The sequence below is a fragment of the Microbulbifer discodermiae genome (genome assembly GCF_040742695.1).
GTDB lineage: Bacteria > Pseudomonadota > Gammaproteobacteria > Pseudomonadales > Cellvibrionaceae > Microbulbifer.
Map to the genome: position 1 here is coordinate 1 of NZ_JBFLAB010000072.1, position 14,137 is coordinate 14,137.

Below are 14,137 nucleotides of genomic sequence, written 5' to 3' on the forward strand. Positions count from 1 at the left end.
ACCCTGCTGAAGCGAGGTGCTGCGAATCCAGCTTTCCAGGATTGCTGCATCATGAGCGGTAATTGTAAAAACGTCCGGAGTATCCATGGGGCAAGTATACATGAAATCAAATCACGTAACCTTATTTTCCGCATAGCCCACTAGCCCTCTTTGTGGAAGGACTTGTGCCCGTGTTCTCCCCCGGCCTTCCAACCCGGCTTGCGCAAGGCGTAAATCAGCAGCGGCAGGGCCGTAAACACCACCGCACCGCCGGCCACCAGGGCCACATACATGGCCGGGCTGCCCACCGGCAACTGGTCCGGTGGAAAGAAGGACACCACGAAGGCAAAGGCCACCGCCAAAAAGCCGATTCCGGCCACCAGCCATAAACCCATCTTGCCGCCGGGAATACTAAAACTGCGCGGCAGGTCCGGCTGGGTGCTGCGCAGGCGGATGACCGCCGCATAGAGCAGCAGGTACATAATGATGTAGAGGGTGACAGTCATGGCCGAGATAAGGAAGAAGGCAGTACTGACATCCTTTATCACGAAATAGATGGACGAGATCAGGGTCACAATCAGGCCCTGGACCAGCAGAATATTTCGCTGCATACCCTTGGCATTGGTGCGCTGCAGCCAGGGGGGCAGCATGCCGTCCTGGGCGGTGGCCAGCAGGCCGCGGCTGGGCCCGGCGAGCCACGCCAGGGCGCCCCCGACAGCGCCGTAGCAAACCAGTATCGATATCAGGTTCACCGGCCAGCCGATACCCATCAGCTGTTGGAAAGCCCGTTCGAAGGTGACAAACAGGCCGCTCTGCAGGGTGATATCGCTGTAGGGCAGTATCGCCGCCAGGGCCAGGGCTCCGAGGGTGAAAATAGCGAAGGACAGTAGCGCCGCCAGTAAAATAGCCAGCGGATAGTCCCGCTTGGGATTGCGCATCTCCGCCGCGTGCGTACCCTGGGCCTCCACCCCGGCGAAGTTCAATAGTATTCCACCAAGAAAAGCCAGAGAGCCCAGCCCGGCCACATGGGGAAACCAGCGGGGGTGGTTTTTACCGCCCGCTTCCGTCACCGTCACCGCCGGGTCCGTGGTGGTCTCCCAGCCGATGGCGTTACCATCCATCGCCCACCAGACCGCCAGCAGCATCAATATAACCCCGGGAACCAGTGTGCCCAGCAGAAAGCCCATCTTGGTCACCTTGGCCAGAAAGTCGGTGCCACTCAGAGCCACCAGTGTGGCGACCCAGTACAGGATGATGCAGAAGAGGCCCACAAAGGTATTACTTTCCGCCAGGTTGGGCAGGCCTATGGCATAGGCAATAGCGGCGGCGGCAAAACTGAGGCCGGTGGGATACCAGACCACATTCTGTATCCACTGCAGCCAGATGGAGACAAAGCCCCACTTGGGACTAAAAGCCTCGCCCATCCAGGTGTAGACACCGCCGGTGCGGTCGGCAAAGGCGCCACCCAGCTCAGCGGCCACCAGCCCGGCTGGAATCAAAAAGAGAAAGGTGGCGAAGCCTATATAGAAGAACATGGTGAGTTCTTCCTGCGCCATCATCGGCAAACCGCGCAAACTGGTCACCACTGTGGCGGCGGTCATAAAGCCCAGTGTGGCAGCGGTCAGGGTTTTGGTTCCGGGGCCGGATACTTTCGCGGCCTGCGCTTTGTCAGTCACATCAGTCCTCCTTGACGTCTTAGTAAGCAAGGCGTCTCCAGCCTTTTTTTGTGGAATTCGGGCTTATGGCACAAGTCCCCTAAGTTTTCATGACAAGTCAAGCACAATTATCCGGAATTGCGAATGCGCCACTTGCGAGGCATGTCACGATTGGTTGCGGTTCACGGGGATTTGGAGAGGCGGCCGCTGCCAGGTTTGCCCTGCCCCGCTGACTGACAGAGGCTACCTATTCAGCCTGAAGAGAGGGAAATTGGGGATACAGGTCAGACGGCACCTTTCAGAAGTTATCCTGGTCGGGGCATAGACCTCCAGGGTGTGGTATTGCCATATGCTGCTGCAATCACTCCCGAATATTGAGGATATTATCGGCGAGAATTGTCATGGTGCTCCGGCCCAAAAGCCGACACAGGATCACCTTCAGAGAATTAATGGATTCTGCAACTAGCATCATCGGACAGGTAACACAGTGAAAATTTGCTTTTGCTTGTCGGAAATAAAAATTTCAACCCGTCTGATACCAAAGCCGAAGAAAGGAAAACCCCGAAAATATTCAAAACCTTCTGAAGGTTACCCATTTCACAATCCCAGTCTTTCCCTATTGTAAAAAATAAAAGTGGAAAAACTATAAACTGAATATTCCTTTTTCAAATCCCAGGCAAGAATATTTAATTCCAGAAAACTTCTAACTTGCCTATTTTCCTTTACTAAAAAGGAAATCTATCATTGTTTCAATTACCAGGAAAGCAAAAATTATCGACAGCTGATCTATCCGACTATTTACTTGCAGGCAATTATTATTCCGCAGGTTTTCTGACTGATTTATTGAGCGACCTGAATAATTCCTGCTCGACCAACACGGCTTTGTGAACAATTCCCTTGAAAGAAAAAAAAGTCCGACCTATAAAGGGCGCGCATTGATTGAATCTACTTCAATGCTGAAATACAACCTTAACCACACATTTATCAAGGGAATAATACTATGAATAAAATATTACTAAACGCTTTAGCGGTATTTGCCGCATTATTTGCCAGCTTTAGCTATGCAAACTGCACTTTGGTTGACAGGACAGTCAATCTGCAAGCCGCCTATCCTTTCGTTATTGCCCCCACTACGTTAAACATAAAAGAAGCTCAAGGGACTTGTAATTCCATGCAAGCAGATACCACTCATGGACTTCTTAAGAACTCTGTGGCAGGGCTACCTTTACGATGTGTGCCGGTTGAATTCGCTGACGTGTCAATTCTGTTCGAAGACAACGACGGCAATGTAATTGTAGATACGCTTCCCAACGCAATCGCTACTGCGGCAGCCTGTAGGTAGGCAAACTTTGGTAGTTCAGTCCTGTACTGAACTACCCTGTCTAATTGGATTCTATCCATTTAAATTCCAGCAAATCAGGAGATTGCCTTCTCCTTCAGTAGTTCCATAGTGGGAAGTTTAGCGAAGCTTCCTTGCGGCACTCACTCAATTAGTGAGTGCTGGTCAATGGACTAAGCCAAAGGTTTAGGATTCGCTGGGACTGTTTACTTTCCTTCACCGACCACTGCAAAAAGGCATTATCTGATTTTACTGGTTACCAGTCTGCCCCATATTCAAACGATTGATCCGGCTGCCAGTAGATTTATAAAAAGCCACTTCTTGCGCCTCTCCAATCTGATTTGAGAGTGTCGGAATAAACACGCTAAGACGACACGCCCTCTTCCCACAGAAGCTCCCCAGGGCCTGGCAGTGGGACAAAACTGTGAAAACTATCCCGCAGAATCCGCAATGAAATAAAAGAGTGTTATTTTGCGCCTGTCTGGTCAGGACGCCACTATCGCGTCCCACTCCAGTCCCCCTGATCGATTACACTTATGGCCGCAGGGAAGACATAAGAGCGCGTCTATGAATAGGCAGGGTAGCAAATCAGCTATGCCAAGGAGCCACTGTCTACTGCTGGTCTTCTTTTTGCTGTTGACTGGCTGCAACAAAGGAACTGGTGGCAAGGGCGACAGCACTGAACCCACTTCTTACAACCGGGACCCTGACGTCACCTCAAGGGTGGCCTCGGTAGATACTTCCGGTCCGCAACAACTACCGGGAAACCAGCATAAAGGGGCCGAGGCGCGCAAACCAACTTACGTTGGCTCAGACGCGTGTATTGGCTGTCATCGCAGCCAGTACGCCGCCTGGAAAAATTCACATCACGATCTGGCCATGCAGACAGCCGACGCCAATTCGGTGCTGGGAAATTTCGAGCAGGCGGAGTTCGATTACTTCGGCACCCTGTCGAGGTTCTACAAAAAGGGAGAAAAATTCTACGTAGATACCGACGGGCCGACTGGAGAATTGCGGGAATACCCCATCGCCTATACCTTCGGAGTCAGTCCCCTGCAACAGTATTTGATCGAGTTTCCCGGAGGCCGCCTCCAGGCTTTGAGCATCGCCTGGGATAGCAGAGACAAATCGGAGGGCGGTCAGCGTTGGTTTCACCTATACCCGGAAGAGCCGGTGAGACACGGGGACCAGTTGCATTGGACCGGTGTCAACCAGAATTGGAATTTCATGTGCGCAGACTGCCATTCCACCAATCTGCACAAAAACTATGATCTGGCAACGGATAGCTACTCCACCAGCTGGTCGGATATAAACGTAGGCTGCGAGGCCTGCCACGGCCCCGGCTCCAAGCACATCCAGTGGGCAAAGCAGCTAGGCGCGGACAACATCGATAATGGCCTGACCATAAGGTATCTCGGGCGCAAGAGCAGCGACTGGACCATGGACTGGGACACTGGCATAGCCCGGCGGACATCGAGCCATAAATCCCGCCTGGAACTCGGTGTCTGCGGTCAATGCCACTCCCGCAGGTCCACCAGCTTTCCCGGCCGCAAACCCGACCAACCCCTGTTGGACTATTTCAACCTGGCACTGCTGCGGGAACCCCTCTATCACGCCGACGGGCAGATCAAAGGCGAAGTCTTTGTTTATGGTTCCTTTGTGCAAAGCCGGATGCACGCCGCTGGTGTCACCTGTGGCGACTGCCACAAACCCCACAACCTGCAACTCCGCGCTTCCGGCAATGATCTCTGCGCGGGATGCCATATGCCGGCCAGATTCGATACCGCGGAACACCATTTGCACGCCACGGACAGCCCCGGTGCCCAATGTATCAATTGTCACATGCCGGCCCGGACTTATATGCAGGTGGATGCGCGGCGCGACCACAGCTTTCGCATACCGCGGCCGGATCTGGCCAAAGCCCTGGGCACTCCGGACGTCTGCACCGGCTGTCACCGGGGTGAAACCAGCGAATGGGCAGCCTCTATTTTGGCGGATAGATTCGGCCCGCCAGAGGAGCAACACTTCGGCGCGGCCCTTTACGCCGGGCGCAAAGGACTACCGGGCGCGGAAGCCCAATTGCTGCGCCTTATCACCGATGAATCGCAACCGGCTATTGCGCGGGCGACCGCAGTGACTATGCTGCCCCGCTACCTTTCTCCAAAATCTGCGCCGATACTGCAGGCCATTGCCCAGGGGGATAACGCTCTGCTCAACCTGGGCCTGGCTCAGGCACTCGAAATGGTGCCGGGAAATATCAGGCCGGCTTTCGCCATTCCCCTGCTCTACGACAACAGCCGGGTGGTGGCGGCCCTATCGGCCAACAGCCTGGTTGGCGCGCCACTGGAAACTTATCCCCGCGATATTCGCCAGCAGTTCGATTTAGCTCTGAACCACTACCGCATTTCGGAAACCTTTAATGCCGACCGCCCTGAATCCCTGACCAATCTGGCCACCATGCACTGGCAAGAGGGCAATACACAACTGGCGGAAACTATGTTCAAACGGGCACTGGCCAAAGCACCCTACTATACCCCCGCCTATATTAACCTGGCGGACCTCTACCGGGTTTCCAACCGAGAAAAGGAGGCGGAGGCACTGCTGCGCCGCGGATTGCAACAGGTCACCAATCCGGAGCCGGTCCAGCATTCGCTGGGACTCTGCCTGGTCCGGCAGCAGAGAAGTCACGAGGCAATGGAATATTTACGCAAGGCCGCAGAGGGAACCGACACATCCAGCCGCTATATTTATGTTTACGCCATCGCCCTGAACTCCGAGGGGCGGACCGACTCGGCCCTGGCGGTACTGGAACGGGGCCTGCAACGCTTCCCCAACGACGGCGGTATTATCCGCGCACTGGCCAGCCTCTACCACCAGTCCGGCAATGACAAAAAAGCGCAGCACTATGAGGCGCTGTTGAATCCCAGTGGCTGAATTGACGTCAACAGGCCCTAGCAGGTTGTTGCAAAAGGCATCCTGCCTTTTGCAACACATGAAAAGCGAAAAATGGGATTTTCACTTTTCTCCCAAAATCAACGATTTAGGTGTCGCCGATTTTGCCGGAACATCCATATTCCGGTACCAGGCGTCGAAATTCTTCGAATTTCAACCGCCTGCTAGTTGCAGGGGTTATTAAAAACTGCGTTGCAGCGAAGCGCCAAAAAAATTCACCGAATAATTCTGATAGGTGCCCTGCAACCGTGGATTAAAAGGCGGGCGCCCGGTCTGGTCGATATCCGTATCACCAAACCATAGCAATGTGTAGCCGAGGTCGAGGCGCAAGCCATAGCAGAGTTCCTTTTGACCACCGATACCCAAGCGCCAGGCCGCGTCCGTCACCAGATCCGCGGTGCGGTTCTCGGTGTTGACCATACCGCTATCGTAGGCAATTCCCGCAGACAGTGACCAGTCCTGCAGGGTGCCACTATCAAATTTGTGGCGGATTCCAATGGCGCCATGCCAGGTATCTTTGTAGTTTCGGTTGAGAGTAACGCTAACCTGAGCTGGATTGTCGATTTCGAGTCCGAAATAGCCAAATTCTGACCAGTGCTGCCAATTCAGGTTGGCGTACACAGTGGCTGTTGGGGAAAGGCGCTGCTGAACACTGGCGGTGAGCGTTTGCGGAACATCCACATTGATCCGCAAATTGCGGCCATTGAACTGCTCTGCCAATGGCCCGAACAGGGGACCGAAATTCTTTAACTGCAGCTGGTAGTTGAAATCCCAGGAGATGGTTGAGGTGTATGTCATTCCCAAAACCATGTCACTGCTCGGCTTGTAGATAACCCCCAGGCTACCGCCGGGAGACACCTGTGTGTCGTCATACCTAAGACTGGCGTCTCCCGGAATGATGCCCGCCCGTGGCGACGACTCAAAGCGGTAATAACCGGTTGCAAGGATAAACCCCAGCCCCAGGGAAACCTTGTCACTGGCACGCCAGCTTAGAGAGGGCATGATATTGCCGCTCAGCAGGTCCACTTTGCGTACGAATCGCCGTCCCTTCCACTGACTGTCATAGGCCACCGATCCACCGAAATTGCCACTGACACTAAACCCCCAGCCAAAATTCTCATTCAAGCGACCCGCCGCAAAGAAGCCACCGCCGGGAAACCACTCGATGGCGTTGCCGCCATCATTGCCCGGCACATTGCTCTCGCCGCCGTCACTGAAATCCAAATGGCCGTAGAGCAGTTGTCCCGCCGCCATTATCTCGGTGGATTCCCGCCAGACAGTACCGGCGGGATTGGTGAAGGCGGTGGAGGCGTCCTCCGGCATAGCCGCCCAACCCGCTCCCGCAGTGCCCAGTGTCGGTGTGCCCACCTCCCAAAACAACAGTCCCCCGGCATAAGCAGGCTGGCTCGCAGTGAGCGTTGAGGCCAGGGCCGCATAGATCAACAGCTTGCACGTCCCTGAGCCCAATTCAGCCCCATTACTCATCGTCAGGTCCCTCTGCTCCAGGCGCCCAGCATTCTGTCAAGGTGTGATCAAAATTCACTAGAGATAGGATCAGCGCTAGTGCTGACAGGCTTTTACGTCGGCTTGGCGTTGTTTTTCCTATATTCCAGCCGGGTAAAATCCAGCGGAAAATTAAGGAAACGGGTATACGCCTGCACAATCCTGCCAACCAATATTCAGTAAAGACTGATACTCTGCTTGGTGGCCTTGACTTCCGTTTTTTGGCGTCGATTATTTTGCTTATTCCCCCGGCAACTAAAATAAGTTATCGGGGGAATGGGGCACAAGGGTATGCCGCTGCAGGACAGAGGCCGGCACAAGCCCACGGAAAGCCATCGATTGCGCGTCGCAGCGCAGGTTTCCATGGGCAGGAATCCGATGGATAAAAGGTTATCCGAGAAGGTGGCGGGCGATAATCAAACGCTGGATTTCGCTGGTTCCCTCGTAGATGGTGGTAATACGCGCGTCCCGGGCCATACGCTCCAGCGGATAATCCCGCGTGTACCCCGCCCCACCATGCATTTGTAAAGCGGTGTAACACGCCTCATTGGCCTTTTCCGTTGCGAACAGCTTTGCCATCGAGGCGGCGGGGCCAAAAGGCAGGCCGGCATCCTTTTGCCAGGCGGCCTGTAACAGCAGCAATCGCGCCGCTTCCATTTCAGTATATTTATCCGCCAACTGCCACTGCAGCCCCTGGAACCGCGCCAATGGTTGCCCAAATTGCTCGCGCTCCTGAATATAGGCGCGCGCCTGATCCAGTGCCTCCAGGCCGAGGCCCAACGCCAGCGAACCAATACCGATGCGCCCACCCGCCAGTTCTCCGGCGGCGATACGAAAACCGCGGTTCTCCTCCCCCATCAGGTTGGCGAGAGGGATACGGCAATTGTCGAATACAACCTCGTTGGTGACAGAGGCCTTCTGGCCCATTTTTTCCTCCGCCTTGCCGATGATCAGGCCGGGTGTACCCGCCTCCACCAGAAAACAGGAGATGCCTTTGCCTTTTGGCGCTTCGGGATCGGTCACCGCCCAAACCACGAACACTCCGGCGAATTCAGCACTTGAGATATAGAGCTTGCTGCCATTGAGGATATAGCTATCGCCCTCCCTGACCGCTCGTGTGCGCATGGCGGCCGCGTCGGAGCCGGACGTGGATTCCGTAAGGCAGAAGGAACCGGCAGCATATTCACCACTACAGATTTTTGGCAGATATTTTTCTTTTTGCGCCTCACTGCCCACCGCCTGGATCACCTCGGCAACCATATTGGTCACAGAAGTGGTGGTGGCGGTGGAGGCGCAGCCACGGGCAAGAGCTGCAATCGCCAGGCTGAAGGCCACAGTGCCAGCGCCGGTGCCGCCGTACTCGGGGTCGATATTGATACCCATAAAGCCCAGTTCAGCCAAAGCTTTGAGTTTCTGCAGCAGCAGTTCGCGGTTCCCGCTTTTATCCAACTCTGCGGCTATCGGCTTCAATTCGCTGTCGGCAAATTGATGGGCCGCCTCGGCAATCATCTGTTGTTCTTCGGTCAGTGCGAAATTCATAGGCTACCTATGCTATTTATGTGTAGAGTCCGGCGGCGCCATGGCTCCGCCCCAAGACATCCTACCCAACAGGCCGCGCAATGCGCCCCGCTGGATTCCGACGCCGAGCAGGATCAACACCAGACCCACAACCGTGGCCGGGTGAATCTTCTCCCCCACCAGCAGTGCAACCAGCACCAGTGACAGCGGCGGCGAGAGGTAAATCAAATTGCTGATGCGGGCGGTGTTGCCGCAGGCCATCAACGCGGCCTGCCACAGCAGAAAGGCGATACCCATTTCAAACAGGCCCACATAAACTGCCCCCATCCAGCCGGCCAGGGGCGGCCACTGCCAGTCTCCCCGTAACAGGATCACCAGGGCAAGCCAGGGCAAACCGCACAGGAAAGTCAATAACAGGTTGACCGCCGGGCTGCCTCCGATACGGGTGCTGAGTAGCCAATAGCAGCACCAGATAAGCGTACTGAGTAACGCCAGTCCCACACCGGGCAGATTGTCCAGTTGAAATCCGTGCAGACTGCCGCCGCTAGCAATGACCAGGACACCCCCATAACAGACCAGAGCCGCAAACAGGTCCCGCCGTCGCACTCGCTGTTTAAGTAGCGGTACCGACAGCAGTGCCAGCAATACGCCCCATGTATAGTTCAGAGACAGTGCCTGCTGCGCGGGCAGCATATCGTAAGCGTGAAACAGCACCAGATAGTAGAGAAACGGATTGCAAAATCCCAGCGCCATATACAGCCGACAGTGTTTGCGCCACGAGGCCCCCAGAGTGCGCCACTCTTTCTGCCATGTGACCACCAGCCCCAGCAGCAGAGTGGAGACAAGCGCAGCGATGGTCACCAGCTGCAGCGGTGACACAAACTGCAGTGACAGCTTGAAGGCACTGGCCACTGTGGACCAGCACAGCACTGCGGCCAGCGCCAGTAGATAGGCGCGGCGGTTGTTGACGGCAGAAGAATTCTTCATCGCTTTGAGATGTCTCCCACAGCAGAAACCCGCTTGGCGAGGGCAATCAGGAAACTATGCCGGCCATCCCCCTGTTAGCCCGGCAAACAAACTGGTTACGAAATCATTGCGACACAGGCCGGCATGAGGCAAATGGCCATAGGGTCCGCGCTTAAGAGGAGCGCTTGCTGGATCTTGCATCGCCCTCGGGGTCCGGCACCGCCACGGCGGTATCCGTCTTGACCTCTTCGATCACTACATAGGTATGGGTCTCCCGCACCCCTGGAATCGAAGCCAGTTTCTCGCCCAGGAAACGGCGGTAGCCGAGCATGTCCTTGATGCGGATTTTCACCAGGTAGTCGAAGCCGCCGGCAACCATATGGCACTCCTGGACCTCCTCCAGGCCCGAGACATGCCTGTTGAAGGCCTCCAGCGCTTCGGTGGCCGTATCCGTCAGTGTCACCTGAATGTATACCACCAGACCGGCATGGACTTTCAGCGGGTCCAGCAAAGCCACATAATCCCGGATAAAGCCTTCCCGCTCGAGGCGCTTGACCCTTTCCAAGCAGGGAGTCGGACTGAGGTTGACCCGGCGCGCCAGCTCCACATTGGGCAGGCGGCCGTGCCGCTGCAGGATACTGAGTATTTGACGGTCTATTCTATCCAGGTCTTCCAACTGTCGAGACATGACAACATACCCTACTGGTTATCAGCTAAATAGGCGTGATATTTAACCACATTTGCCGCCAATATGGCGATTAATTCTGAACAAAATGCCACATAATCCGATTTTTATTCTGGTCGTACTAACTGATATTTGGGAGTGATCATGTCCACAAACTTCGCCGGAGAACTGCACCGCGCGCGCCAGCAGGCCCGCCAGTATCTGCACGCCGACGAAAACCAGTGTGTTAGCGAACTGTTGTCGGCCCCGCGCCCCAGTGACCAATCGCGCCAGAAAATTCTCGATACCTCCCGCGCCCTGGTGGCCGAGTCCCGCAAACACAGGAGCAAGCGCGGCACATTGGATGCCTTCCTGCAGCAATTCGGCCTATCCAATAAGGAAGGTGTGGCGCTCATGTGCCTGGCGGAATCCCTGCTGCGGGTTCCGGACGCTCATACTGCCGACAAACTGATCGCGGAAAAAGTCCATTCCGGCAACTGGTCCAGCCATCGTGGCCAGTCCGATTCCCTGTTTGTGAACGCGTCCACCTGGGGGTTGATGCTGACCGGCAATATCGTCGAGCTGGACCCGGATATCACCGAAAAACCCTCCCACTGGGTAAAGCGTCTGGTCAGCCGCATGGGTGAACCCATGGTACGCACCTCAATGATGCAGGCCATGAAGATCATGGGCGGTCAATATGTGCTGGGAAGATCCATCGCAGAGGCGCTGAAACGCGGCCCGGCGGAAAACCTGCCTGGCACGCGCTTTTCCTTCGATATGCTGGGGGAAGGTGCCCGTACCATGGCGGACGCCCAACGCTATTTCGACGCCTACATGGCGGCAATTGAAGCCATCGGTACGGATAACAGCAAGCGCGACGTAGTGGAGGCCAACGGAATCTCCATCAAACTCTCCGCCCTACACCCCCGCTACACTGCCCTGCAGCGCGAGCGGGTGATGACCGAGCTGCTGCCCCAAGTAAAGGCGCTTTGCCTGGCCGCCGCTGAACACGGTATGGGACTCAATATCGACGCCGAGGAAGCGGACCGCCTGGATATCTCTCTGGACATCTTCGAAGCACTGGCCCGCGCCCCGGAGCTTGCGGCCTGGCAGGGACTCGGATTCGTCCTGCAGGCCTACCAGAAGCGCGCTCCGCATGTGGCGGACTGGCTCATCGCCCTGGGTCGCGACACGGGGCGCAAGCTGATGGTACGCCTGGTCAAAGGTGCCTACTGGGACAGCGAAATCAAGCATGCGCAGCAGCTGGGACTGCCCGATTACCCGGTATATACACGCAAGTGCCATACGGACCTGTCTTACCAGGTATGTGCAAAGAAGCTGCTCGACGCGAGCGATGCCATCTATGCCCAGTTCGCCACCCACAACGCCTATACCGTAGGCCAGATACTGGAGCTGGCCGGCGACCGCGACGACTACGAATTCCAGCGCCTGCACGGCATGGGCCATCTGCTCTACGCCCAGGTGGAGGCAGTGCACGGTAAGCCGGTGCCGGTGCGTGTCTATGCTCCGGTCGGGGCGCACAAGGACCTGCTGCCCTACCTGGTGCGCCGCCTGCTGGAGAACGGCGCCAACAGTTCCTTCGTCAATCGCTTTATGGACGAAAAAACCCCGATTGATACGCTGGTGCAGGACACCATCGAACTGAGCGAGAATTGCAAGCCCTATCGCCATCCACAGATTCCCCTGCCCGCAGACATCTACCTGGGCCACGAAATGCTGCCGCGCAGCAATTCCCGCGGAATTGAGCTGACAGACCCCCTGGCAGCGGAACCACTGCTGCAGGTGGTCAACGACATCCGCGGTAAACAGTTCAGGGGCGGCCCCATCATCAAAGGCGCCATGGGGGAAACCACAGAACCAGTCTACAGTCCCGCTACCGGCGAATTGGTGGGGTATACCGCCGACGCGGACAAACACCAGATCGAAACCGCCTATGCCGCCGCCGTTGAGGCCCAGATCGCCTGGGATCGTATGGGCGGCATGGCCCGTGCGGAGATTCTCGATCGCGTCGCCGAGCTGTATGAAAAGCACATGGATGATCTGGTGGCGCTGGTCTGCGCTGAAGCCGGCCGCACTTTAAATGACGGTGTGTCGGAAGTGCGGGAAGCGGTGGACTTCTGCCGTTATTACGCCAACGGCGCCCGGCGTCATTTTGACGCGCCACAGGACCTGCCCGGTCCCACCGGCGAGAGCAACCAGCTCTACCTGACCGGACGCGGGGTATTTGTGGCAATCAGCCCCTGGAACTTTCCCCTGGCCATTTTTACCGGCCAGGTGGTGGCGGCACTGGCGGCGGGCAATGCGGTGCTGGCCAAGCCCGCGGAGCAGACCCCGCTAATCGCCGCCCGGGCCGTGCAACTGATGTTGCAAGCGGGGGTACCGGAGGAAGTTCTTCACCTGATCACCGGCACTGGTGCTGCGGTGGGACCACTGCTGATCGGCGACCCGCGCCTGGGTGGCGTCGCCTTTACCGGCTCCACCGAAACCGCCCGTCTGATCAACCGGCAGTTGGCAGATAAAGAGGGCCCCATCATCCCGCTGATTGCCGAAACCGGTGGCCAGAATGTGATGATCGTGGATTCCACCGCCCTGCCGGAACAGGTGGTCGACGATGTGATTCAATCCGCTTTCCTCAGCGCCGGCCAGCGCTGTTCAGCGCTGCGAATTCTGTGTGTCCAGGACGTGATTGCGGACAGTCTGCTGACAATGCTAAAAGGCGCCTGCGAAGAGCTTTTCCTGGGCGACCCCTCCAAACTGGAAACCGATATCGGCCCGGTCATCGACGACAAGGCCCTGGCTATGTTGGAGGCCCACAGCGAGCGCATGCAGAAAGAAGCCAGTGTCCTGTTCGCCTACGACCCAAAGAAAAAACCCGCAAGTGGCTCATTCTTTGGCCCGCTAGTGGTGGAAATCGAGGATTTCTCGTTGCTAAAGCGGGAGGTGTTTGGCCCCATTTTGCATGTGGTGCGCTTCAAAGGCAGCGAATTGGAAAATGTGATTCGGCAGATCAATGCCACCGGCTACGGTTTGACGTTTGGACTACACTCCCGCATCGAGGGGCGCGCCAGCGCCATATTCAAGCGGGTCAAGGTGGGCAACTGCTACGTAAACCGGGATATGGTCGGCGCTGTCGTCGGGGTAAACCCCTTTGGGGGCCAGGGTTTGTCCGGCACCGGACCCAAGGCCGGAGGACCGCACTACCTGTTCCGCTTCGCCGAGGAAAAAACCAAAACCATCAACAGAGTGGCCACTGGTGGCAACACACAACTGTTCACTTTAGGGCAGTAGCCTCTTAACCGCCACCCCGGCTACCGGGGCGGCGGCGTTTTGACAACCGGTGTTTTCTAGTTCTGTCATTGAAAAAGCTCATACACGTGAGCTCGACAACCAATTACTGTAAGCGTCCGGGCATCACACCTTGTCAGCAGGAACCCAGTTATGGGGCAGCAGCTCGCCGATAGCACTGGCGCGATGCATCGGTAATCGCTGCATCACATCTTTCAGATACGCAAAGGGATCATGACCATTCAGCTTGGC

General features: G+C 56.4%; 9 protein-coding genes. 3 read left to right on the forward strand and 6 right to left on the reverse strand.

The annotated features are described in order from the left end of the window. Positions 1 to 140: 140 nt before the first annotated feature. Entirely contained in the window at positions 141 to 1,655 is a 1,515-nt protein-coding gene (locus AB1S50_RS17350; RefSeq protein WP_367152353.1) for an amino acid permease, read from the reverse strand. Between the two features lie 979 nt (positions 1,656 to 2,634). Here AB1S50_RS17350 and AB1S50_RS17355 point away from each other — a divergent pair. Then, positions 2,635 to 2,976: a TGF-beta family protein gene (locus AB1S50_RS17355; protein WP_367152355.1), complete on the forward strand. Its 342-nt coding sequence runs from the start codon at positions 2,635 to 2,637 to the stop codon at positions 2,974 to 2,976. Between the two features lie 591 nt (positions 2,977 to 3,567). After that, positions 3,568 to 5,907, forward strand: a complete 2,340-nt coding sequence (locus AB1S50_RS17360; protein WP_367152356.1) for a tetratricopeptide repeat protein — start codon at positions 3,568 to 3,570, stop codon at positions 5,905 to 5,907. 198 nt (positions 5,908 to 6,105) lie between these two features. Here the strand turns inward: AB1S50_RS17360 and AB1S50_RS17365 are convergent, their stop codons facing one another. The 4 genes from AB1S50_RS17365 to AB1S50_RS17380 all read right to left on the reverse strand — a co-directional run bounded on the left by AB1S50_RS17365 (position 6,106) and on the right by AB1S50_RS17380 (position 10,600). After that, positions 6,106 to 7,410: an OmpP1/FadL family transporter gene (locus AB1S50_RS17365; protein ID WP_367152358.1), complete on the reverse strand. Its 1,305-nt coding sequence runs from the start codon at positions 7,408 to 7,410 to the stop codon at positions 6,106 to 6,108. Between the two features lie 408 nt (positions 7,411 to 7,818). Beyond that, positions 7,819 to 8,967, reverse strand: a complete 1,149-nt coding sequence (locus tag AB1S50_RS17370; protein WP_367152359.1) for an acyl-CoA dehydrogenase family protein — start codon at positions 8,965 to 8,967, stop codon at positions 7,819 to 7,821. Positions 8,968 to 8,979: 12 nt separating this feature from the next. Next, complete coding sequence (locus AB1S50_RS17375; protein ID WP_367152361.1) at positions 8,980 to 9,933, reverse strand: DMT family transporter; 954 nt, start codon at positions 9,931 to 9,933, stop codon at positions 8,980 to 8,982. A gap of 151 nt (positions 9,934 to 10,084) precedes the next feature. Continuing rightward, entirely contained in the window at positions 10,085 to 10,600 is a 516-nt protein-coding gene (locus AB1S50_RS17380) for an Lrp/AsnC ligand binding domain-containing protein (protein WP_367152362.1), read from the reverse strand. Positions 10,601 to 10,741: 141 nt separating this feature from the next. Here AB1S50_RS17380 and putA point away from each other — a divergent pair, with 141 nt between their 5' ends. Further along, entirely contained in the window at positions 10,742 to 13,888 is a 3,147-nt protein-coding gene (putA, locus tag AB1S50_RS17385; RefSeq protein ID WP_367152363.1) for a bifunctional proline dehydrogenase/L-glutamate gamma-semialdehyde dehydrogenase PutA, read from the forward strand. A gap of 123 nt (positions 13,889 to 14,011) precedes the next feature. On the opposite strand, the gene AB1S50_RS17390 is transcribed toward putA, so the two are convergent. Beyond that, the coding region (locus tag AB1S50_RS17390; protein WP_367152251.1) for a transposase domain-containing protein at positions 14,012 to 14,137 on the reverse strand (126 nt) is incomplete at its 5' end.

Excerpts from the sequence above, each read along its gene's own strand:
- AB1S50_RS17355 (WP_367152355.1), top strand. The coding sequence starts at position 2,635 with ATGAATAAAATATTACTAAACGCTTTAGCGGTATTTGCCGCATTATTT.
- AB1S50_RS17360 (WP_367152356.1), top strand. The coding sequence starts at position 3,568 with ATGCCAAGGAGCCACTGTCTACTGCTGGTCTTCTTTTTGCTGTTGACT.
- AB1S50_RS17365 (WP_367152358.1), bottom strand. The coding sequence starts at position 7,410 with ATGAGTAATGGGGCTGAATTGGGCTCAGGGACGTGCAAGCTGTTGATC.
- AB1S50_RS17370 (WP_367152359.1), bottom strand. The coding sequence starts at position 8,967 with ATGAATTTCGCACTGACCGAAGAACAACAGATGATTGCCGAGGCGGCC.
- AB1S50_RS17375 (WP_367152361.1), bottom strand. The coding sequence starts at position 9,933 with ATGAAGAATTCTTCTGCCGTCAACAACCGCCGCGCCTATCTACTGGCG.
- AB1S50_RS17380 (WP_367152362.1), bottom strand. The coding sequence starts at position 10,600 with ATGTCTCGACAGTTGGAAGACCTGGATAGAATAGACCGTCAAATACTC.
- putA (WP_367152363.1), top strand. The coding sequence starts at position 10,742 with ATGTCCACAAACTTCGCCGGAGAACTGCACCGCGCGCGCCAGCAGGCC.